Source organism: Pseudomonas sp. Y3 TE3536 (genome assembly GCF_053629175.1).
Window position 1 is genome coordinate 1,026,114 of sequence record NZ_JBRJHU010000001.1, and the last position, 25,669, is coordinate 1,051,782.

Below are 25,669 nucleotides of genomic sequence, written 5' to 3' on the forward strand. Positions count from 1 at the left end.
ATGGACAACATCGTCGTCGCCGATAAGCAATCCGCAGTCGCCACCCAGAGTGCCTGGGGCAATGTCAGTCTCAACGGGCCAGGCGTCGTGCAGATGCCGGTTTCCCCCGATAAAGTGGCAACCGTCACCCAGCGCGGACAAGACCTGATCGTCACCCTGAAGTCGGGCGAGAAGGTCACTATCGGCAACTTCTTCGCCGTGGATCAGGCCGGCGTCGGCAGCGACATCGTCTTCGTCGGTGAGGACGGCACCCTGTGGCATGCGAACTACGATGCGGTGGCTTTTACGGGCTTTACTTTCGACGAAGTGGCCTCGCTGGATGAACTGGTCGCGGGTATCGGTGTGGCGGGCAGCGCGATGCCGACCTGGGCCATTGCCGGGCTCAGCCTGCTGGGTATTGGCGGCGCGGCGGCGGCGGCCGACAACAGCAGCGGTGGCAGCAGTGGTGGCTCGGACCCAGGCGACACCACGGCGCCGGCCACGCCGATCGACCTGCTGGTGTCCCCTGATGGCCTGCGCCTGACGGGCCGCGGCGAAGCCGGCAGCACGGTGAATATTCGCGACGGCGCGGGCAACCTGATCGGCAGCGGCACGGTCGGTGCCGATGGCAGCTTCAACGTTGCGTTGAATCCCCCGCAGATCAACAGCGAAAACCTTGAAGTCACCCTGACCGATGGTGCGGGCAATGTCTCGGCCCCCGGCAGCGTCACCGCCCCGGATGCAACGGCACCGCTGGCACCGACCGATCTTGCCATCAACGAACAGGGCACCACCCTCACCGGCCGCGCCGAACCCGGCTCGACGGTGGCGGTGCGAGGTGCGGGTGGCGTATTGCTGGGCAGCGCGGTGGCGGGTGCTGACGGGCAGTTCAGCATCAATTTGCAGCCACCGCAGACCGATGGCCAGGCATTGGAAGTGACCGCACAGGACGCAGCCGGCAATACATCGCCGGCTGCTGGCATTACGGCCCCGGATGTTGAAACGCCTCCGGATACCACGGCGCCGGATGCACCTGTGGATCTGGTAGTCGGCCTTGCTGGCCACCAGCTGACAGGCCGTGGCGAAGCGGGTACCACCGTGCAGGTGCGTGATGCCGCCGGCAATGTGCTGGCGACTGGCACTGTGGGTGCAGATGGCACCTTTGTGCTGACGCTGGACCCGGCTGTGATTGATGGCAGCACCCTGCAGGTGACCCTGACCGATGCGGCGGGTAACGTTTCGCAGCCTGGCTCGGTCACCTCCCAAGACCTGCTGCCACCAGCACAACCGACTGATTTGGCCCTGGTTGAAGGCGTGACCCTTACTGGTCGCGGTGAACCAGGCGCCACGGTTCAAGTGCGCGACGCCGCAGGCACTGTGATAGGTACCGGACTGGTCAACGCAGATGGCACTTTCAGCCTGACGCTCAGCCCGGCCCAAGCGAATGGCGAAGCACTGGACATCCGTCTGGTGGATGCCGCAGGCAACAGCTCGACCCCACTGCAATTCGATGCACCGGACATCACTCCGCCTGATGCCGTCAGCAATATCGTGGTCGGCGCTGGTGGCCTGGCCCTCAGCGGGCGCGGCGAAGCCGGGGCCACCGTGGAAGTCCGCGATGCCAACGGCAATGTGATTGGTACCGGCACAGTCTTGGCCAACGGCACCTTCCTGATCGACCTCAATCCAGCTGTGCAACCGGGCGAACACCTGAGCCTGGTGCAGACCGACCCGAGCGGCAACGCTTCGGTTGCCCTTGAGTACGACGTACCAACGACCACCGCCCCTGCCAGCCCAAGCGACCTGGCCATCGATGCCGATGGCACCACCCTGACCGGTTCCGCGCCAGCGGGCAGCCGCGTAGAGGTCCATGATGCCAACGGCACACTGGTCGGCAGCGCCATTGCCGGTGCCGACGGCACCTTCACCATTGAACTCAATCCACCACAAGCCAACGGCGAGTTGTTGGATGTCGTCGCCATCGATGACACCGGCCTGTCTTCTCTGCCCGCACAAATCAACGCGCCGGACATCACTGCACCAGCCGCGCCGAGTGAACTGGCGGTCAGCGCCAACGGCACCGTTGTCACCGGCCGTGCCGAACCGGGTAGCACCGTCCGTATTCTCGCCGCCGATGGCACTGAACTGGGCAGCGCCCTGGTCGGGCCGACTGGCGTATTCAGCATCACCCTCGATCCGCCCCAGATTGATGGCGAAGTACTGCAGGCCACCGCAACTGACGCTGCCGGTAATACTTCGGTTGCCAGCTCCGTCACCGCACCGGATATCGACGGCGGCGATACCACACCGCCTGACGCGCCTGTTGATTTGGTGATCGGTCTCGCTGGCCACCAACTGACTGGCCGCGGCGAAGCGGGCACTACGGTTCAGGTGCGTGATGCCGCCGGCAATGTGTTGGCCACTGGCACTGTGGGTGCAGATGGCACCTTCCTGCTGACGCTGGACCCTGCCGTGATTGATGGCAGCACCCTGCAGGTGACCCTGACCGATGCGGCGGGCAATGTTTCGCAACCGGGCTCGGTCACCTCGCAAGACCTAGTGCCACCTGCGCAGCCGACTGACCTGGCCCTGGCCGATGGCGTGACCCTCACCGGTCGCGGCGAGCCTGGCGCCACCGTGCAAGTGCGGGACGCTGCGGGCAACGTGATTGGCACCGGGCTGGTGGGCGCAGATGGCAGCTTCAGCCTGACGCTCTCCCCGGCTCAAGCGAACGGCGAAGCGCTGGATATTCGTCTGGTGGACGCCGCTGGCAACAGCTCTGCACCACTGCAATTCGACGCGCCGGACATTACTCCGCCTGATGCCGTCAGCAACATCGTGGTCGGCGCTGGTGGGCTGGTCCTCAGTGGTCGCGGCGAAGCCGGGGCCACTGTGGAAGTGCGAGATGCCAACGGCAATGTGATCGGTACCGGTACCGTCCTGGCCAATGGCACCTTCCTGATCGATCTCGACCCGGCAGCGCAACCCGGCGAACACCTGAGCCTGGTGCAGACCGACCCGAGCGGCAACGCTTCGGTTGCCCTTGAGTACGACGTACCAACGACCACAGCCCCTGCAAGCCCGAGCGATCTCGCCATCGATGCCGATGGCACCACCCTCACCGGTACCGCACCAGCGGGCAGCCGCGTAGAAGTGCACGATGCCAACGGGACGCTGGTCGGCAGCGCTATTGCCGGTGCCGATGGCACCTTCACGATTGAACTCAATCCACCACAAGCCAACGGCGAGTTGTTGGATGTCGTCGCCATCGATGACACGGGTCTGTCATCCCTGCCTGTACAAATCACGGCACCAGACATCACTGCACCAGCCGCACCGAGTGAACTGGCCGTCAGCGCCAACGGCACCGTCGTTACCGGCCGCGCCGAACCGGGTAGCACCGTTCGTATTCTCGCCGCCGACGGCACTGAACTTGGCAGCGCTCTGGTCGGCCCGACTGGCGTGTTCAGCATTAATCTCGATCCGCCTCAGGTTGATGGAGAGGTTCTACAAGCCACGGCTACCGATAGCGCTGGCAATACCTCCACCGCCAGCTCCGTTACCGCACCGGATATCGACGGCGGCGATATCACACCGCCTGACGCGCCTGTTGATTTGGTGATCGGCCTCGCTGGCCACCAACTGACTGGCCGAGGCGAAGCGGGGACTACGGTTCAGGTGCGTGATGCCGACGGCAATGTGCTGGCGACTGGCACTGTGGGTGCAGATGGCACCTTCCTGCTGACCCTGGATCCTGCCGTGATCGATGGCAGCACCCTGCAAGTCACCCTGACCGATGCCGCGGGCAATGTTTCGCAGCCAGGTTCGGTCACCTCCCAAGACCTGCTGCCACCTGCGCAGCCAACTGACCTGGCCCTGGCTGATGGCGTGACCCTCACCGGTCGCGGCGAGCCTGGCGCCACCGTTCAAGTTCGCGATGCTGCCGGCAACGTGATTGGCACCGGGCTGGTGGGCGCAGATGGCAGCTTCAGCCTGACCCTTTCACCCGCTCAAGCGAACGGCGAAGCACTGGACATCCGTCTGGTGGATGCCGCTGGCAACAGCTCGACCCCACTGCAATTCGACGCACCGGACATTACTCCGCCTGATGCCGTCAGCAACATCGTTGTCGGCACTGGTGGGCTGGTCCTCAGCGGTCGCGGCGAAGCCGGGGCCACTGTGGAAGTGCGTGATGCCAACGGCAATGTGATTGGCACAGGCACTGTATTGGCCAACGGCACGTTCTTGATCGACCTCGACCCGGCAGCGCAACCCGGCGAGCACCTGAGCCTGGTGCAGACCGACGCAAGCGGCAACACTTCCGTTGCCCTTGAATACGACGTCCCTCAGACCACCGCCCCCGCCAGCCCAAGCGACCTGGCCATCGATGCCGATGGCACCACCCTGACCGGTACCGCACCAGCGGGCAGCCGCGTAGAAGTGCACGATGCCAACGGCACGCTGGTCGGCAGCGCCATTGCCGGGGCCGATGGCACCTTCACCATTGAACTCACGCCACCACAAGCCAACGGCGAGCTGCTCGATGTCGTCGCCATCGATGACACGGGTCTGTCATCCCTGCCTGCACAAATCACTGCACCGGACATCACCGCGCCAGCCGCACCAAGTGAACTGGCGGTCAGCGCCAACGGCACCGTTGTCACCGGCCGTGCCGAACCGGGTAGCACCGTCCGTATTCTCGCCGCCGATGGCACCGAACTAGGCAGCGCCTTGGTCGGCCCAACTGGCGTATTCAGTATCAACCTAGATCCGCCCCAGATTGATGGCGAAGTACTGCAAGCCACCGCAACTGACGCTGCCGGTAATACTTCGGTTGCCAGCTCCGTCACCGCACCGGATATCGACGGCGGCGATACCACACCGCCTGACGCGCCTGTTGATTTGGTGATCGGTCTCGCTGGCCACCAACTGACTGGCCGAGGCGAAGCGGGGACTACGGTTCAGGTGCGTGATGCCGACGGCAATGTGCTGGCGACTGGCACTGTGGGTGCAGATGGCACCTTCCTGCTGACCCTGGATCCTGCCGTGATCGATGGCAGCACCCTGCAAGTGACCCTGACCGATGCCGCGGGCAATGTTTCGCAGCCAGGTTCGGTCACCTCGCAAGACCTGCTGCCACCAGCACAACCGACTGATTTGGCCCTGGTTGAAGGCGTGACCCTTACTGGTCGCGGTGAACCAGGCGCCACGGTTCAAGTGCGCGACGCCGCAGGCTCTGTGATAGGTACCGGACTGGTCAACGCAGATGGCACTTTCAGCCTGACGCTCAGCCCTGCCCAAGCGAATGGCGAAGCACTGGACATCCGTCTGGTGGATGCCGCAGGCAACAGCTCGACCCCACTGCAATTCGATGCACCGGACATCACTCCGCCTGATGCTGTCAGCAACATCGTGGTCGGCGCTGGTGGCTTGGTCCTAAGCGGTCGCGGCGAAGCCGGTGCCACCGTGGAAGTGCGCGATGCCAACGGCAATGTGATCGGTACCGGCACCGTCCTGGCCAATGGCACCTTCCTGATGGATCTCGACCCGGCTGCGCAACCAGGCGAACACCTGAGCCTGGTGCAGACGGACCCAAGCGGCAACACTTCCGTTGCCCTCGAATACGACGTACCACAAACCACCGCCCCGGCCAGCCCAAGTGACCTCGCGATTGATGCCGATGGCACCACCCTGACCGGTTCCGCGCCAGCGGGCAGCCGTGTGGAGGTGCACGATGCCAATGGCACACTGATTGGCAGCGCCATTGCCGGCGCAGATGGCACCTTCACCATTGAACTCACACCACCGCAAGCCAACGGTGAATTGCTCGATGTCGTCGCCATCGATGACACGGGCATGTCGTCTCTGCCTGCACAAATCACCGCACCGGACATCACTGCACCAGCCGCACCGAGTGAACTGGCCGTCAGCGCCAACGGCACCGTCGTTACCGGCCGCGCCGAACCGGGTAGCACCGTCCGTATTCTCGCCGCCGATGGCTCCGAGCTGGGCAGCGCCTTGGTCGGGCCAACCGGCGTGTTCAGCATCAACCTCGACCCGCCCCAGATTGATAGCGAAGTTCTGCAGGCCACCGCAACCGATGCCGCTGGCAACACTTCGCTTGCCAGCTCCGTCACCGCGCCGGATATCGACGGCGTGGACACCACGCCACCCAACGCTCCGACCAACCTGGTGATCGGCCTCGCTGGCCACCAACTGACTGGCCGTGGCGAAGCGGGTACTACCGTGCAGGTGCGGGATGCCGCCGGCAATGTGCTGGCGACTGGCACCGTGAGTGCAGATGGCACCTTTGTGCTGACGCTGGACCCGGCTGTGATCGACGGCAGCACACTGCAAGTAATTCTGACCGATGCTGCGGGTAACGTTTCGCAGCCTGGCTCGGTCACCTCGCAAGACCTGCTGCCACCTGCGCAGCCAACTGACCTGGCCCTGGCTGAAGGCGTGACCTTCTCCGGTCGCGGCGAACCAGGCGCCACTGTGCAAGTGAGGGATGCTGCGGGCACCGTAATCGGCACCGGAGTGGTGGGTGCAGATGGCTTATTCAGCGTAACCCTCTCCCCGGCTCAAGCGAATGGCGAGGCACTGGATATTCGTCTGGTGGACGCCGCTGGTAACAGCTCGACCCCGCTGCAATTCGACGCGCCGGACATTACTCCGCCTGATGCCGTCAGCAATATCGTGGTCGGCGCTGGTGGCCTGGCCCTCAGCGGGCGCGGCGAAGCCGGGGCCACCGTGGAAGTCCGCGATGCCAACGGCAATGTGATTGGTACCGGCACTGTCTTGGCCAACGGCACCTTCCTGATTGACCTTGACCCGGCTGCCCAACCAGGCGAGCAACTGAGCCTGGTGCAGACCGACGCAAGCGGCAACGCTTCCGTTGCCCTCGAATACGACGTACCTCAGACCACCGCCCCTGCAAGTCCGAGCGACTTGGCCATTGATGCCGATGGCACCACCCTGACCGGTACCGCGCCAGCGGGCAGCCGCGTAGAGGTCCATGATGCCAACGGCACGCTGATCGGCAGCGCCATTGCCGGTGCCGACGGCACCTTCACCCTTGAACTCACGCCACCGCAAGCCAACGGTGAATTGCTCGATGTCGTCGCCATCGATGACACCGGCCTGTCTTCTCTGCCCGCACAGATCACCGCGCCGGACATCACCGCGCCTGCCGCGCCGAGTGAGCTGGCCGTCAGCGCCAACGGCACTGTAGTAACTGGCCGTGCCGAACCGGGTAGCACCGTCCGTATTCTCGCCGCCGATGGCACTGAACTGGGCAGCGCACTGGTCGGACCAACTGGCGTGTTTAGCATCACCCTCGACCCGCCTCAGGTCGATGGTGAAGTACTGCAGGCCACCGCGACCGATGTCGCTGGCAATACGTCGTTTGCCAGCTCCGTCACCGCGCCGGATATCGACGGCGTGGACACCACGCCCCCCAACGCACCGACCAACCTGCTGATCGGCCTTGCTGGCCATCAGCTGACTGGCCGCGGCGAAGCGGGCACTACGGTTCAGGTGCGTGATGCCGCCGGCAATGTGTTGGCGACTGGCACCGTTGGCGCGGATGGTAATTTTGTAATCGCCCTTGATCCTGCCGTAATCGACGGCAGCACCCTGCAGGTGACCTTGACCGATGCCGCGGGCAACGTTTCGCAGCCAGGCTCGGTCACCTCGCAAGACCTGCTGCCACCTGCGCAGCCAACTGACCTGGCCCTGGCTGATGGCGTGACCCTCACGGGTCGCGGTGAACCGGGTGCCACCGTTCAAGTTCGCGATGCTGCGGGCACTGTGATTGGCACCGGGCTTGTGGGCGCAGATGGCAGCTTCAGCCTGACGCTCTCCCTGGCTCAAGCGAACGGAGAAGCGCTGGATATTCGTCTGGTGGACGCCGCTGGTAACAGCTCGACCCCACTGCAGTTCGATGCACCGGATATCACTCCGCCTGATGCCGTCAGCAACATTGTGGTCGGCGCTGGAGGTCTGGTATTGAGCGGTCGCGGCGAAGCCGGGGCCACCGTGGAAGTCCGCGATGCCAACGGCAATGTGATTGGTACAGGCACAGTCTTGGCCAACGGCACCTTCCTGATTGACCTTGACCCGGCTGCCCAACCAGGCGAACACCTGAGCCTGGTGCAGACCGACCCAAGCGGCAACACTTCGGTTGCCCTCGAATACGACGTACCACAAACCACTGCCCCCGCCAGCCCAAGCGACCTGGCCATCGATGCCGATGGCACCACCCTGACCGGTTCCGCGCCAGCGGGCAGCCGCGTAGAGGTCCATGATGCCAACGGCACGCTGATCGGCAGCGCCATTGCCGGTGCCGACGGCACCTTCACCCTTGAACTCACGCCACCACAAGCCAACGGCGAACTGCTCGATGTCGTCGCCATCGATGACACCGGCCTGTCGTCCCTGCCCGCACAGATCACCGCGCCGGACATCACCGCGCCAGCCGCGCCGAGTGAGCTGGCCGTCAGCGCAAACGGCACCGTTGTCACCGGCCGTGCCGAACCAGGTAGCACTGTTCGTATTCTCGCCGCCGATGGCACGGAACTGGGCAGCGCCCTGGTCGGCCCGACTGGCGTGTTCAACATCAGCCTCGACCCGCCTCAAGTTGATGGGGAGGTTCTACAAGCCACGGCTACCGATGCCGCTGGCAATACCTCCACCGCCAGTTCCGTCACCGCACCGGATATCGACGGCGGCGATACCACGCCGCCGGACGCGCCTGTTGATTTGGTAATCGGCCTAGCCGGCCACCAACTGACTGGCCGTGGCGAAGCAGGTACTACCGTTCAGGTGCGGGATGCCGCCGGCAATGTGCTGGAGACTGGCACCGTGAGTGCAGATGGCACCTTTGTGCTGACGCTGGACCCGGCCGTCATCGACGGCAGCACCCTGCAAGTGACCCTGACCGATGCGGCGGGCAACGTTTCTCAACCTGGCTCGGTCACCTCGCAAGACCTACTGCCTCCTGCGCAACCCACCGACCTTGCCCTGGCCAATGGCATCACCTTCACCGGCCGCGGCGAACCTGGCGCCACCGTACAAGTACGCGACGCTGCCGGTACTGTGATCGGTACCGGGCTGGTCAACGCGGATGGCACGTTCAGCCTGACGCTGAGCCCTGCGCAGGCCAATGGCGAAGCCCTGGATATCCGCCTGGTCGATGCCGCTGGCAATAGCTCCGCTGCCCTGCAGTTCAATGCGCCGGACATCACCCCACCGGATGCGGTCAGTAACATCCAGGTCGGCCCTGGCGGCTTGGTCTTGGGCGGTCGCGGGGAAGCGGGTGCCACCGTTGAGGTGCGCGACGCGGATGGCAACCTGCTTGGCCGCGGCGTCGTCACTGCCAATGGTACCTTCCTGATCAACCTCGACCCGGCTGCGCAACCAGGCGAACACCTGAGCCTGGTGCAGGTCGACCCAAGCGGCAACGCGTCCGTTGCCCTCGAATACGATGTGCCGCTGACCACCGCCCCGGCCAGCCCGAGCGAACTGGCCATTAATGCCGATGGCACCAGCCTGACCGGCAACGCACCCGCTGGAACCCGTGTAGAGGTACACGATGCCAATGGCACGCTGATCGGCAGTGTCGTGGCAGGTGACGATGGCACCTTTACTATCGTGCTCGACCCGGCCCAAGCCAACGGCGAACTGCTCGATGTTGTGGCCATTGACGACACCGGCTTGTCGTCCGTGCCTGCGCAGATCACCGCGCCGGACATCACCGCGCCAGCCGCACCCAGTGAACTGGCCGTCAGCGCCAACGGCACTGTCGTCACCGGCCGTGCCGAACCGGGTAGCACCGTGCGTATTCTCGCCGCCGATGGCACTGAACTGGGCAGCGCCCTGGTCGGCCCAACCGGCGTGTTCAACATCACCCTCGACCCGCCTCAGGTCGATGGCGAAGTGTTGCAGGCCACCGCGACCGATGTTGCTGGTAACACGTCGCTTGCCAGCTCCGTCACCGCGCCGGATATCGACGGTGTGGACACCACCCCACCCAACGCACCGACCAACCTGGTGATCGGCCTCGCCGGCAGCCAGCTCAGCGGCCGCGGCGAAGCCGGGGCCACGGTGCAGGTACGTGACGCCGCTGGCAATGTGCTGGCGACTGGCACCGTAGGCGCGGACGGCAATTTTGTAATCGCCCTTGATCCAGCCGTTAACGATGGCAGCACGCTGCAAGTGGTGCTGACCGACGCGGCAGGCAACGCGTCTGAACCAGGCTCGGTCACCTCGCCAGACCTGCAAGCCCCAGACCAACCCACAGGCCTGGCCTTGGCCGAAGGCGTGACCCTTACCGGTCGCGGTGAACCGGGTGCCACTGTTCAAGTCCGCGACGCTGCGGGCACTGTGATTGGTACCGGACTCGTAGGCGCAGATGGCAGCTTCAGCCTGACGCTGAGCCCTGCTCAAGCGAATGGCGAAGCGCTGGACGTTCGCCTGGTGGACGCCGCCGGCAACAGCTCTGCCCCACTCCAATTCGATGCACCGGACATCACACCGCCTGCCGCCGTCAGCAATATTGCCGTCGGCTCCGACGGCCTGGTCCTCAGCGGCCGCGGCGAAGCCGGCGCCACTGTGCAAGTGCGTGACGCCGAGGGCACTGTGATCGGCACCGGCACTGTCTTGGCCAACGGCACCTTCCTCATCGACCTCGACCCGGCAGCGCAACCCGGCGAGCACCTGAGCCTGGTACAGACCGACCCGAGCGGTAACACGTCCGTCGCCTTTGAATACGACGTACCACTGATCACCGCCCCGGCCAGCCCAAGCGAGCTGGCGATCAATGCCGATGGCACCAGCCTGACCGGCAACGCGCCAGCGGGAACCCGTGTGGAAGTGCACGATGCCAATGGCACGCTGATCGGCAGTGTCGTGGCAGGTGCCGATGGCACCTTCACTATCGTGCTCGACCCGGCCCAAGCCAACGGCGAACTGCTCGATGTTGTGGCCATTGATGACAACGGTCTGTCGTCCGTGCCTACGCAAATCTTTGCGCCAGACATCACCGCGCCGACTGCGCCGAGTGAACTGGCGATCAACGCCGACGGCAGCGTCGTCACCGGCCGTGCCGAACCGGGCAGCACCGTGCGGGTGCTGGCAGCTGATGGCACCGAACTGGGCAGCGCCTTGGTCGGCCCGACTGGCACCTTCAACATCACCCTCGATCCGCCTCAAGTCGATGGCGAGGTGCTGCAAGTTACTGCGACCGATGCTGCAGGCAACGCCTCAACCGCCGGTACGGTCACCGCGCCGGACATCGACGGCGGCGACACCACGCCACCAGACGCACCCACCAACCTGGTCATCGCTCTCGCCGGCAGCCAGCTCAATGGCCGCGGCGAAGCTGGGGCCACGGTGCAAGTCCGTGATGCCGAGGGCAACCTCGTGGCAAGCGGCTCGGTCAACCCGGATGGCACCTTCCAGATCACCCTGGATCCGGCCGTGAAAGACGGCAGCACCCTGCAAGTGGTGCTGACCGACGCAGCAGGCAACGCCTCTGAACCTGGTTCGGTGACCTCGCCAGACCTGCAAGCGCCAGAGCAACCTACCGGCCTGGAACTGGCCAACGGCGTCACCCTCACGGGTAGCGGTGAACCTGGCGCCACCGTACAGGTGCGCGACGCTGCGGGCGACATCATTGGTACCGGCCTGGTCAACGAGAACGGCAGCTTCAGCCTCACCCTGTTCCCAGCTCAGGCCAATGGTGAAGTGCTGGACATCCGCCTGGTGGACGCCGCCGGCAACAGCTCTACCCCGCTGCCATTCGATGCACCGGACATCACGCCGCCTGCTGCGGTGAGCAATATTGTCGTCGGCGCCGACGGCCTGGCCTTGAGCGGCCGTGGTGAAGCGGGTGCCAGCGTGGAGGTGCGCGACGCCGAGGGTAATGTGATCGGCACCGGTACTGTCTTGGCCAACGGCACCTTCCTGATCGACCTCGACCCGGCGGCACTGCCAGGCGAGCGCCTGAGCCTGGTGCAGACCGACCCAAGCGGCAACGCCTCCGAAGCCCTGCAATTCGATGTCCCTGTGACCACCACACCGGCCAGCCCGAGCGACCTGGTGGTCGCCGAAGACGGCACCAGCATCACCGGTTCCGCCCCGGTCGGCAGCCGTGTGGAAGTGCGCGATGCCGATGGCACGCTGGTCGGCAGCGTGGTGGTGGGTGCCGAAGGTACCTTCACCGTCATCCTCAACCCGGCACAAGCCAACGGCGAACTGCTCGACCTGGTGGCAATCGATGGCACCGGCGCGTCGTCCCTGCCGGTACAAATCAGCGCACCCGACATCACCGCGCCGACTGCGCCGAGTGAACTGGCGATCAACGCCGACGGCAGCGTCGTCACCGGCCGTGCCGAACCGGGCAGCACCGTGCGGGTGCTGGCAGCTGATGGCACCGAACTGGGCAGCGCCTTGGTCGGCCCGACTGGCACCTTCAACATCACCCTTGATCCGCCTCAAGTCGATGGCGAGGTGCTGCAAGTTACTGCGACCGATGCTGCAGGCAACGCCTCAACCGCCGGTACGGTCACCGCGCCGGATATCGACGGCGGCGACACCACGCCACCAGATGCACCCACCAACCTGGTCATCGCCCTCGCCGGCAGCCAGCTGAATGGTCGTGGTGAAGCCGGGGCCACTGTTCAAGTCCGTGATGCCGAGGGCAACCTCGTGGCAAGCGGCTCGGTCAACCCGGATGGCACCTTCCAGATCACCCTGGACCCAGCCGTGAAAGACGGCAGCACCCTGCAAGTGGTGCTGACCGACGCAGCAGGCAACGCCTCTGAACCTGGTTCGGTGACTTCGCCAGACCTGCAAGCGCCAGAGCAGCCTACCGGCCTGGAACTGGCCAACGGCGTCACCCTCACGGGTAGCGGCGAACCTGGCGCCACCGTGCAGGTGCGCGACGCTGCGGGCGACATCATCGGTACCGGCCTGGTCAACGAGAATGGCAGCTTCAGCCTCACCCTGTTCCCAGCTCAGGCCAATGGTGAAGTGCTGGACATCCGCCTGGTGGACGCCGCCGGCAACAGCTCTACCCCGCTGCCATTCGATGCACCGGACATCACGCCGCCTGCTGCGGTGAGCAATATTGTCGTCGGCGCCGACGGCCTGGCCTTGAGCGGCCGTGGTGAAGCGGGTGCCAGCGTGGAGGTGCGCGACGCCGAGGGTAATGTGATCGGCACCGGCACTGTCTTGGCCAACGGCACCTTCCTGATCGACCTCGACCCGGCGGCACTGCCAGGCGAGCGCCTGAGCCTGGTGCAGACCGACCCAAGCGGCAATGCATCCATAGCCTTCGAGTACGACGTACCCTCGACCACCACGCCAGCCAGCCCGAGCGACCTGGTGGTCGCCGAAGACGGCACCAGCATCAGCGGTTCCGCCCCGGTCGGCAGCCGTGTGGAAGTGCGCGATGCCGATGGCACGCTGGTCGGCAGCGTGGTGGTGGGTGCCGAAGGTACCTTCACCGTCATCCTCAACCCGGCACAAGCCAACGGCGAACTGCTCGACCTGGTGGCAATCGATGGCACCGGCGCGTCGTCCCTGCCGGTACAAATCAACGCACCCGACATCACCGCGCCGACTGCGCCGAGTGAACTGGCGATCAACGCCGACGGCAGCGTCGTCACCGGCCGTGCCGAACCGGGCAGCACCGTGCGGGTGCTGGCAGCTGATGGCACCGAACTGGGCAGCGCCTTGGTCGGCCCGACTGGCACCTTCAACATCACCCTTGATCCGCCTCAAGTCGATGGCGAGGTGCTGCAAGTTACTGCGACCGATGCTGCAGGCAACGCCTCAACCGCCGGTACGGTCACCGCGCCGGATATCGACGGCGGCGACACCACGCCACCAGATGCACCCACCAACCTGGTCATCGCCCTCGCCGGCAGCCAGCTCAACGGTCGTGGCGAAGCCGGGGCCACTGTTCAAGTCCGTGATGCCGAGGGCAACCTCGTGGCCAGCGGCTTGGTCAACCCGGATGGCACCTTCCAGATCACCCTGGACCCGGCAGTGAAAGACGGCAGCACCTTGCAAGTGGTGCTGACCGACGCGGCAGGCAACGCCTCTGAACCTGGTTCGGTGACCTCGCCAGACCTGCAAGCGCCAGAGCAACCTACCGGCCTGGAACTGGTCGACGGCGTCACCCTCACGGGTAGCGGCGAACCTGGCGCCACCGTACAGGTGCGCGACGCTGCGGGCGACATCATCGGCACCGGCCTGGTCAACGAGAACGGCAGCTTCAGCCTCACCCTTACGCCTGCCCAGGCCAATGGTGAAGTGCTGGATATCCGCCTGGTGGACGCCGCCGGCAACAGCTCTGCCCCACTGCAATTCGATGCACCGGACATCACACCGCCTGCTGCGGTGAGCAATATTGTCGTCGGCGCCGACGGCCTGGCCTTGAGCGGCCGTGGTGAAGCGGGTGCCAGCGTGGAGGTGCGCGACGCCGAGGGTAATGTGATCGGCATCGGCACTGTCTTGGCCAACGGCACCTTCCTGATTGACCTCGACCCGGCGGCACTGCCAGGCGAGCGCCTGAGCCTGGTGCAGACCGACGCGAGCGGCAACGCCTCCGAAGCCCTGCAATTCGATGTCCCTGTGACCACCGCGCCGGCCAGCCCGAGCGAGCTGGTGGTCGCCGAAGACGGCACCAGCATCAGCGGGTCCGCCCCGGTCGGCAGCCGCGTGGAGGTCCACGATGCTGACGGCAACGTGGTCGGCAGCGTGGTGGTCGGCGCCGAAGGCACCTTCACCGTCGTGCTCACGCCAGCACAAGCCAACGGCGAACTGCTGGATGTAGTGGCAATCGACAGCACCGGCGCATCGTCCCTGCCGGTACAAGTCAACGCACCGGACATCACTGCGCCTATCACACCTACCGAACTGGCCGTCAGCACCGATGGCAGCGTGGTCACCGGGCGTGCCGAAGTGGGCAGCACAGTGCGCGTCCTGGCGGCCGATGGCACCGAGCTGGGCAGCGTTCTGGTCGGCCCGAGCGGTGCCTTCAGCATCACCCTTACCCCGGCACAGGTGGATGGCGAACAGCTGCAAGTCACGGCCACCGATACCGCAGGCAATACCTCGACGGCCGGCAGCGTTACCGCACCAGATATCGACAATGGCGACACCACGCCACCGGAGCCGGCCACCAACTTGGTGGTCAGCAATGATGGGCTTACCCTCTCTGGCCGCGGCGAACCTGGCGCGACCGTGGAGGTTCGCAACGATCAGGGCCAGGTGGTGGTCACGGGAACGGTACAACCCGGTGGCGACTTCACCGTGCAGCTGCCCCCCTCGGTTGCAGACGGCTCGTCGCTGCAGGTGACCTTGACCGATGCCGCTGGCAATACCTCGCAACCGAGCTCGGTGCTCACGCCAGACCTCGCCGCGCCGCTGCAACCTACCGACCTTGTCCTCAGCGAGGGCATCAGCCTGACCGGTAGCGCCGAACCTGGCGCCCGAGTGAACGTCCACGACGCGTCAGGCAACTTGATCGGCAGCGCCATCGCCGAACCCGACGGCACCTTCACCCTCACCCTGGACCCGATCCAGGCCAATGGCGAAACCTTGGCCATCACCGTGGTCGATGCCGCGGGTAACACCTCGGTGCCACTGAGTTACGTGGCAGCGGACATCACCGCACCGGCGATCATCACTGACGTCGTCGCGGGTGCCGGCAGCCTGGCGGTCTCCGGCCGCGGCGAAGCCGGCGCCAAAGTGGAGGTGAAAGATACCGATGGCACGGTCATCGGCACCGGCACCGTCGCCCCGAACGGCACCTTCGTGGTTGACCTCGAAACGCCGCTGGCGGCAGGCCAGGCCATCGTCCTGGTGCAAACCGATGCTGCGGGTAATGAGTCGGTGGGCATCGCCGTCATCGTTGCCGATGCACCGCTGCCCGAAAGCCCGAGCGGGCTGGTGCTGGCAGCCGACGGCTCGTCCATCAGCGGCAGTGCCCCTGCGGGCACGCAGGTCGAGGTGCGCGACGCACAGGGTAATGTGCTGGGCAGTGCCCAGGCCGGCCCTGGCGGCGGCTTCACCATCGGCCTCACGCCAGCGCAGGCCAACGGCGAAACACTGGATGTAGTCGCCATCGATGCCGATGGCAACAACTCGCTGCCGACCCAGATCATTGCCCCTGATATCACCCCGCCGAACCAGGCCAGCGACCTGCAACTGAGCGCCGATGGCAGCACCCTCACCGGTCGCGGCGAGCCTGGCACCACCGTGCAGGTCACCAACGCCCAGGGCGATGTGCTGGGCAACGCCCAAGTGGGTGCCAATGGCGTCATCAGCGTGGTCCTGACCCCGCCGCAAACCGACGGCCAGGAACTGGACGTAACCCTGCGCGACGCTGCAGGCAACACCTCTACCGCAACCGTCAACGCGCCTGACCTGGATGGCCCGCTGCAGCCTTCGGGCCTGGCCATCGATACCAACGGCCTCCACCTCACCGGGCAGGGCCAGAGCGGCTCGACCATCACCGTGCGTGCAGAAGATGGCACCATTCTGGGCACCACCACGGTGGGTGGCGACGGCCGCTTCGACGTCACCCTCAACCAGCCCCAGCGCAATGGCGAAAGCCTGACCGTAGACGCCACCGACAGCCTCGGCAACAGCGCAGGCCCGGTCAACTTCACGGCGCCTGATACCACGCCACCGCAAGCGGTTGGCGAGGTAGCCATCGATGGCGCGGGCCTGACCGTCACCGGCACCGGTGAACCCGATGCAACTGTGACCGTACGCGCGCCGGATGGCAGCGTGCTGGGCACCGTTGTGGTCGGCGCTAACGGCGCATTCGAAATCACCCTGGACCCGCCGCAGACCAACGGCCAGGCACTGACCGTGGAACAACGCGACCCAACCGGCAACCTGTCCACCGCCGTCACCCTGCCGGCACCCGACAGCGAGGCACCGGATACCCCGACAGGCACCACGTTGTCCGCTGATGGCCGAACCCTCACCGGCACCGGTGAACCCGGTGCGACGGTAACCGTGACCGGCACGGCTGGCACAGTCGTGGGCACCGCCGTGGTCGAGGCCGATGGCAGCTTCCGCGTGACCATCGACCCGCCACAGCTCAATGGCCAGACCCTGTCCGTCACCCAGGCCGACAGCGCCGGCAATGACTCCCCCGCCGCCCTCGTGACCGCACCTGATCTCGAGGCACCGGAGGCTGCGCAAGGCCTGGGCCTGGACCCGACAGGCACGGAACTCAGCGGCCAGGGCGAGCCCGGCAGCACCGTGGAAGTACGCAACGCTGCCGGGGACTTGCTGGGCACCATCCCGGTGAATGGCGACGGCACCTTCACCGTCACCCTCACACCCGCCCAGACCAACGGCGAAGTGCTGTCGGTGGTATTGATCGATAACGACGGCAATGCCTCGCCATCGGCCACCTTCACGGCCGACGACAGTACGGCACCCACCGCGCCGGCCGGGCTTACCATTACCCCGGGCGGCAACGCCATCCAGGGTACCGGTGAGGCAGGTTCGACCGTCGAAGTGCGCGCCCCTGACGGCAGCCTCTTGGGCTCTGTGGTTGTGCCAGCAGGCGGTAACTTCACGGTGCCGTTGTCCCCTGCGCAACTCGATGGCCAGGCGCTGGAGGTCACCTTGACCGACGCCGCGGGCAACGAGTCCCTGCCCACCCAGATCATTGCACCGGACATCACCCCGCCGGCACTGCCCACCGAGGTGGAGGTCAGCCCGGATGGCACCACCGTGACCGGCAACGCGCCGGGCGCAACGACGGTGACGGTGCGGGATGCAGCCGGCAACGAGACCACCGAGCCGGTGAACCCTGACGGCAGCTTCAGCGTGACGCTGCCAACTCCGCAGACCAACGGTGAACCCGTGACCGTGGTAGTCAGCGACGGGGCCAACAGCGCTGCGCCCATCACCGTCACGGCACCCGATACCACCGACCCACTCCCGGCCACGGGGGTCACCGTCAGCCCGGATGGCAGCGTGGTCGGCGGCGGCGCCGAACCTGGCAGTACAGTCGTCATCCGCAACCCGGATGGCAGTGAACGCGGCAGCGAAACCGTCGGGCCGGACGGTACCTTCGTGGTACCCGTCACGCCGCCACTGGCGGAGGGCGAAACCGTCGACGTGGTGGTGATCGACCCTGCCGGCAACGAGTCCACCCCCGTTTCGCTGGAGGGCCCGGATGGCACCGAAGCCGTTACCCCAAGCGGCCTTGCCATCAGCGCCGACGGCTTCCTGCTCACCGGCCAAGGCACCGTCGGGTCACTGATCACCGTAACCTCGGGCGGCATTACCTTGGGCACGGCAACGGTGGGTAGCGATGGCACCTTCCGGGTGTTCTTCCAGAATGCCCAGCTCAATGGCGAGACCTTGGTGGTCACCGCGCGCACCACGGTCGATGGCGACCCATCGGTACCCGCCACCCTCGTGGCCAACGACACCACCGCGCCAGCCGCCCCGATCGTGGATGGCATCGACCGCACCGGCAGCACGCTGACCGGCCATGGCGAAGTGGGTGCGACCGTACGTGTGGTCAATGCCCAAGGCGACGTGCTTGGCACTGCCACCGTCGGCAGCAATGGCTTGTTCAGCATCAGCTTCGCGCCACCGCTGACCAATGCCCAGAACCTGATCGTCACCCAGGCCGATGCGGCCGGTAACGTGTCGCTCGCAGCCACCTTGCAGGCCCCTGACCTGCAGGCGCCGCTGGCGGCCAGCAACCTCAGCCTCAACAGCGCGGCCACCGTGCTCAGCGGCGAAGGTGAGGCCGGTGCCACCGTCACCGTACGCGATGCCAGCGGCGCCATTCTGGCCACCGGCACCGTCAACCAACTCGGCCAGTTCCAGATCACCCTGCCGAGCGCGCAAACCAGCGGCAGCCCGCTGCAGGTCACGCTCAGCGACGCCGCCGGCAACATTTCTGGCCCGGCCAGCCTGGCCACGCCAGACCGCACGCCGCCTGCAGCCATCAGCAACCCCGTACTGAGCCAGGACGGCAAGCAGCTGTCGGGCAGCGGTGAGGCAGGTGCCACTGTCCAGGTGCGCAATGCCGCCGGGACTGTGCTCGGCACGGCCGTGGTCGGGGCCGATGGCCGCTTCACGGTGGTCTTCGACACCCCGCAAGCCACCGGCCAGGCCATCGGCGTCACGCAGGTGGATGCGGCTGGCAATACCTCGCCAGCGGTCAATGTCACCACCCCTGACCTGACCCCACCAGCGCCGCTGACCAATGTGGTGCTGAACAACAACGGCCTGACCCTGACCGGCCTCGGCGAAGCCGGCGCCACCGTCACCGTGCGCGGCCCGGATGGCACCATCATCGGTACCGGCCTGGTAAGCGCCAACGGCAGCTTCACCCTGACCCTGGACAACGCTCAACTCAACGCCCAGCACTTGAGCGTGACCCAGACCGACGCAGGCAATAACACCTCCACCGCCGTGGCGGTCACCGCGCCGGACTTCACCCCACCGCCTGCCCCAACCGCGCTGGCCTTGGCCGCCACTGGCCTGCAGTTGACCGGCAGTGCGGAAGCCGGCAGTACCGTGACCGTGCGCGATGCCTCTGGCAACGTGCTGGGCACTGCGGTAGCTGGCAGCAACGGCACTTTCCAGGTCACCCTGAACAGTGCCCAGACCAACGGCCAGACCTTGCAGGTAACCGCCACCGATGCCGCAGGCAACGTGTCGCCGGCCGCGCCGTACACCGCAGCCGATACCACGCCACCCGCCGCAGTCGCCAACCTGGCGGTCTCCGCCAATGGCGCGACCCTCACCGGTACCGGCGAAGCCAACGCCACGGTCACCGTTCGCGCACCGGACGGTACCGCACTGGGCACGGCCACGGTGGGCGCCGATGGCAGCTTCACGGTCAACCTGTCACCTGCCGCCATCACCGGCGAAAGCCTCAGCGTGGTGCAGGCCGATGCCGCGCAGAACGTTTCACCTGCACAAACCGTCACCGCACCGGGCATCCTGGCGCCAGAGACGCCCGACAACCTGGTACTGGCCGCTGATGGCCTGGTAGTAACCGGCACGGCAACGCCAGGCAGCACGGTCACTGTCTACGGCCCCAACGGCGTATTGCTGGGCACAGCCCCGGTCGCCAACGACGGCACCTTCACGGTCAACCTCGGCAGCGTCCAGGCCAACGGCGAAGTGCTGCATGTGAGTGCGGTAGGCACCGATGGCAGCACGTCGCTGCCAGCCACCCTGCAGGCACCGGACACCACGGCGCCGCTGCCACTGGCCAACGTCGTGCTGTCCAGCGATGGGCTGGTCCTCAGTGGCCGCGGCGAGCCGGGTGCCACCGTCACCGTGATCGGTGAAGGTGGCGTCGACCTCGGCACTGGTGTGGTCGATGCCAATGGCAACTTCAGCATCAACCTGGGCAGCGCGCAGATCAATGGCGAACAGCTCAGCGCCAGCCAGTCCGATGCCGCCGGCAACGAATCCAACAGCATCAGCCTTATCGCGCCGGACCGCGTGGCGCCCGATGCCGCCGAGAACCTGGCCTTTGCCGGTGGCGGCAGCCTGCTCAACGGTACCGGCGAAGCGGGCAGCACTGTGCGCGTGCTGGCCGCCGATGGCAGCGTGCTGGGCACTGCGGTGGTGCGTGGCGACGGCAGCTTCCAGGTCGACCTCAACGCGCCTCAGGCCAACGGCCAGCAAGTGCAAGTCGTGCTGACCGATGCCGCTGGCAACCAGTCGGCTGCCAGCCCAATCACCGCGCCGGATACCACCCCACCCACCGCGCCAACCGAGCTGGCTATTTCCAGCGATGGCATCACCCTCACCGGCCGCGGCGAGGTCGGCGCGCTGTTGATCGTCACCGGGCCAGATGGCAGCGAGGTTGGCAGGGCCACTGTCGATGCCAGCGGCCATTTCACCGTGATCCTCAGCCCAGCACTGGGTAACAGCGAGCTGCTCAGCTTCACCCAGACCGACACTGCCGGCAACGTGTCGCCAGCGGCTACCCTGCTGACGCCAGACTTCACCCCACCCGCCGCGCTCACCGATGTCGACATCTCGCTCGACGGCAGCGTGGTCATCGGCCTGGGCGAAGCCGGTGCAACCGTCACCGTCAGCAACGCCGCAGGCGCGGTGCTGGGCTCTGGAATCGTACTGGCCGACGGCAGCTTCCGTGTCGAACTGACACCGCCACAAATCAACTACGAAATCCTGTCGGTACAGCAAGCCGACCCACCCGGCAACATCAGTGCGCCGGTCAACGTCCGGGCGCCGGACCTCACGCCACCGGAGGCCGCGACCGAACTGCGGCTCAACGCAGCGGGCGATCTGCTCAGCGGCGTCGGCGAAGCGGGTGCGACCGTTAGGGTCTACGCCGGCATCACGCAAATCGGCACGGTCCAGGTGGACGCGGACGGTACGTTCCAGGTCAACCTGAGCTCGGCGCAGCTGAACGGGCAGGTGCTGCAAGTGACCCTGACCGATGGCCGCAACAACGTCTCGCCGATCAGCACGACCACGGCAGTAGACATCACACCGCCCGCCTCGGTGATCGCCACGATCAACGACAGCGGCACCCAGCTGATCGGCACCGGCGAACCCGGCTCACGGGTCACCGTGGTCAACAACCAGGGCGACCTGCTTGGCCAGGTCTCGGTCGACCCGGACGGCACCTTCGTGCTCGACCTGAACGCGGCGCAAATCAACGGCGAAGTGCTGACCCTCATCGCCCAGGACGCCACCGGCAACCCATCCGCACCACTGCAAGTGACCGCGCCAGACCTGACGCCACCGGTACAGCCGAGCGACCTGCTGCTCAACCCGGCCGGCACCTCGATGACCGGTACCGCCGAAGCGGGTACCACCGTCACCGTTCGCGGGCCGAACAACAATGTGGTCGGCGAGGTGGAAGTCCCTGCAAACGGCCAATTCACCGTCACCCTCAACCCAGCCCAAAACAACGGCCAACTGCTGACAGTGGTGTCCACCGACGATGCCGGCAACAGCTCGCTGCCTGCCAGCTACCAGACCAACGACACCTCGCCACCTGCCGTGGTCACAGACATGGCCATCAACAACACCTTCGACGTGCTGACCGGTAAAGGCGAGCCGAATGCGATCGTCACCGTCAGCCGCGGTGGCACTGTGCTGGGCACTGGCCAAGTGGATGCTGCCGGCAACTTCCAGGTCACGCTGGTACCGCCTGCGGGTATTCTGGCTACGCTGGGGGTGACGCAATCTGACGGCTTCAACACCTCCGCGGTCGCGACCTATGTCACGCCATTGGTAGCACCGCCCGTGCCGCCAACCAACGTGACCCTGGGCAGCGATGGCCTGACCTTGCAGGGCAATGCGCCGAGCGGCGTCGGTATCCGCGTCTACGATGCCGCCGGCAACCTGATCGGCACCGGCGGGGCCACCCTCAATGGCACCTTCACCCTGCAACTGAACGCGGCGCAGCTCAACGGCCAGCACCTGACCGTGACGGCTGTGGCGCTGGTGGGCGGCGAATCGCAACCGACCTTCGTGCAGGCCGCCGACATCACGCCACCGGCCAACCCGGTGGTGACCGGCCTGTCTGCCAACGGCCTGGTACTGAGTGGTACCGGTGAAGCCGGGGCCACGGTAACCGTGCGCGACGCCAGCAACAACGTGCTCGGCACTGGGCAAGTGAATGCCGGTGGCGCGTTCAGCATCAACCTCAATACCCCGCAGCTCAACGGCCAGGTATTGGGCGTGAGCCAGGCTGACGCGGCAGGCAACGTGTCTGGCAGCACCAGCGTCACCGCCATCGACGTGCAGCCACCGGCCGCGCCGACCAACCTGGTCATCAATGGCGCTGGCACCGAGCTCACAGGGCGTGGCGAGGCGGGTGCAACCGTGACCGTGCAAGGCCCGAACGGCCCGCTGGGCTCGGCCGTGGTTCAAGCCGATGGCACGTTCACCATCACCCTGACCACACAGCAAAACGATGGGCAACTGCTGGTGGTACGCCAGTCCGACCCTACCGGCAACCTGTCCAGCAGCGTCAACGTGACGGCGCCGGACACCACACCGCCAGCCGCGCCACTGGCCACCATCAACGCCAACGGTACGGCCGTCAGCGGCTCTGGCCAGGTCGGCAGCACCGTCACGGTGCGCAACGGCGCAGGCACTGTCATCGGCACGGCCACGGTGGGCAGCAACGGCCTGTTCGTGGTCAGCCTGACTGCGGCGCAGATTGACAACCAGGCCTTGAGCGTCACCCTCACCGACGGTGCAGGCAATGTCTCGACCGGCACTGCGCTCACTGCACCGGACCTGACCCCGCCTGCAGCCGCCGGCAACCTGGCGATCAGCGCCGACGGCAGCACCCTCACCGGTAGCGGCGAAGTGGGCGCCACCGTCACCGTGCGCAGTGCCAACGGCACCGTGCTGCAAACGGCGGTGGTGCAACCGGACGGCAACTTCACCGTGACCCTGAGCCCGCCTCAGGACAACGGCCAGTTGCTGTCGGTGACCCTCAGCGACGGGCGCGGCAACGTGTCCGGTAACGTCAACATCACCGCACCAGACGTCGATGCCAACGCCCCGGTAATCGCCAGCGACAACCTGGTGACCGCCGAGGTCAACCTGGCACCGGTGGTCAGCTCGCGCAGCTATCAGGACAGCTTCACCACCTTGCTGGCAGGCTTCACCAAGACCTACACCTGGACGGTCGGTGCCGGCACCACCGTGGACCCAACGCTGACCCTGACCACCAGCAGCGCACTGTCGCTGCTCGACAACGCCACCTTCACCCTGCAAGTGAAGAACGCTGCCGGCAACTGGGTGACCTTGGCCACGGGCACCAGCCAAGGCCTGCTCGACCTCATCCTGCTGCCGCTGGGCCAGGGCCTTCGTGTCGACATCGGCGAGCTGCAGGCCGGTGACTATCGCCTGACGGTCGGCAGTGGCGGCATCGGCCTGGTCACCAACGTGACCACCACGCTGGACATCGAGACCACCAGCCTCACGCAGTTCACCGGCACCGGCACGGCAAAAACCGGCAACGTCATTACCGACGTTGGCACCGACGGCAGCGTCGACGCCCTTGGCCCGGACAGCGCCGCCGTGCTGCAGGTGATGAAGAACGGCAGCTATGTGTCGGCGGGCAGCGCCACCACGGTGCAGGGCCTGTACGGCACCCTGGTGATCCGCGGTGACGGCAGCTACACGTACACGCCTAACGGCAGCCCATCGAGCGTCGGCAAGGTCGATGTGTTCAGTTACCAGTTGCTGCACGCCAACGGCGCCTCCGATGCGGCCAACCTGTATGTGCGCATCGACAGCCCACAAGCCACGGAGATCTGGAGCGACACCAACTACAGTGCACCGGCCACAGTGCTCGACGCGGTCAACGACGCCGGCACCAGCCACCTCACCCTGGCCAACCGGGTGGACACCAGTACAGCCTCGCTGGGCACACTGGGCCTGCCTTTGATCGGCACACGCCAGGCCACCTACACCACCAGCGTTGCCGCTGACACCACGGCCAACCTGCAAGTGGTGGTCAACTCCACCAACTTGCTGAGCTTGCTCAATGGCACCACCATCGACCTGCTCAAACTCAACCCAGCGACCGGCCAGTACGTGCTGGTGCAGTCGGTCGGCGGCGGCTCGCTGATCAGCCTGCTCGGCGGTGGTGCAGGCTACACGTTCCAGAACCAGGGGGCAGGCACCTACCACGTGCGCGTCACCGCGGGCGGCATCGGCCTGGCCAGTTCGATCACCACCAGCGTCAACGCCACCACCACGCACCTGACCGAGTTCGTGGTCAGCGGCGCCACGGCGGTCACCGGCAACCTGTTGGCCGACGACAACCTTGGCTCGCCATTGACCGTGCTGAGTGTGATGACGGCGGCCAACACCTACACCATCCCAGGCTACAACGGGGTCAGTGTGGCGGGCAGCTACGGCACCCTGCTGGTGCAAGCAGATGGCAGCTACACCTACACCCTCAACGCCGGGCTGACCAATGCGGTGATTGGCCAGCATGAAACCTTCACCTACGAGCTGACCCACCCCAACGGCACCACCGACACCGCCAACCTGACCATCAGCCTGGACAACGCCGCCAACTTCACGGCCACCAGCTCGCTGCTGGCCGACAGCGGTGACGAAGGCGTGGCACTGGCCAGTCTCGCGGCCGTGGCCTCCAGCGAAGTGATTGCCGGCACCGATGGCAATGACCACCTCGATGGCAGCCAAGGCGGCCACATCACCCTGCTGGGTGGTGCGGGCGATGACACCCTGGTGGTGGTCGACCAGAACTTCGCCAGCGTCGAGGGTGGCAACGGCAACGACACCCTGCTGTGGGGCGGCGGCGATGCCAGCATCGACCTGGGCAACCTGGTCGGACGGGTCCACGACATCGAAGTGATCGACCTCAACGACACCAGCTCGGTGGCGTTGACCCTGAACCTGGCGGACGTGGTCGCGATCACCGAAACCGGCAACGACACACTGGTCATCAAGGGGGATGAAAAGGACTCGGTTCACATGACGGACAACTGGGCGCTGGTCGGGAACCAAACTGCCGACGGCATCGACTATAACCAATACACGGCCCAGGAGGATCCGAGCCATCACCTGTGGGTGCAGAACGGTATCCATGTCGTCTGAGGCCGCTGCAATCCCGCCGGGCAATCGCCCGGCGGCAAGGACGAAC

General features: G+C 66.0%; 1 protein-coding gene. It reads left to right on the forward strand.

The features are described 5' to 3' along the window. The gene (locus AB7M33_RS04710; RefSeq protein WP_454242505.1) at nt 1-25,623 is read left to right on the forward strand and encodes a BapA/Bap/LapF family large adhesin; all 25,623 of its coding nucleotides are present in this window, start codon (nt 1-3) and stop codon (nt 25,621-25,623) included. Nucleotides 25,624-25,669: the final 46 nt, after the last annotated feature.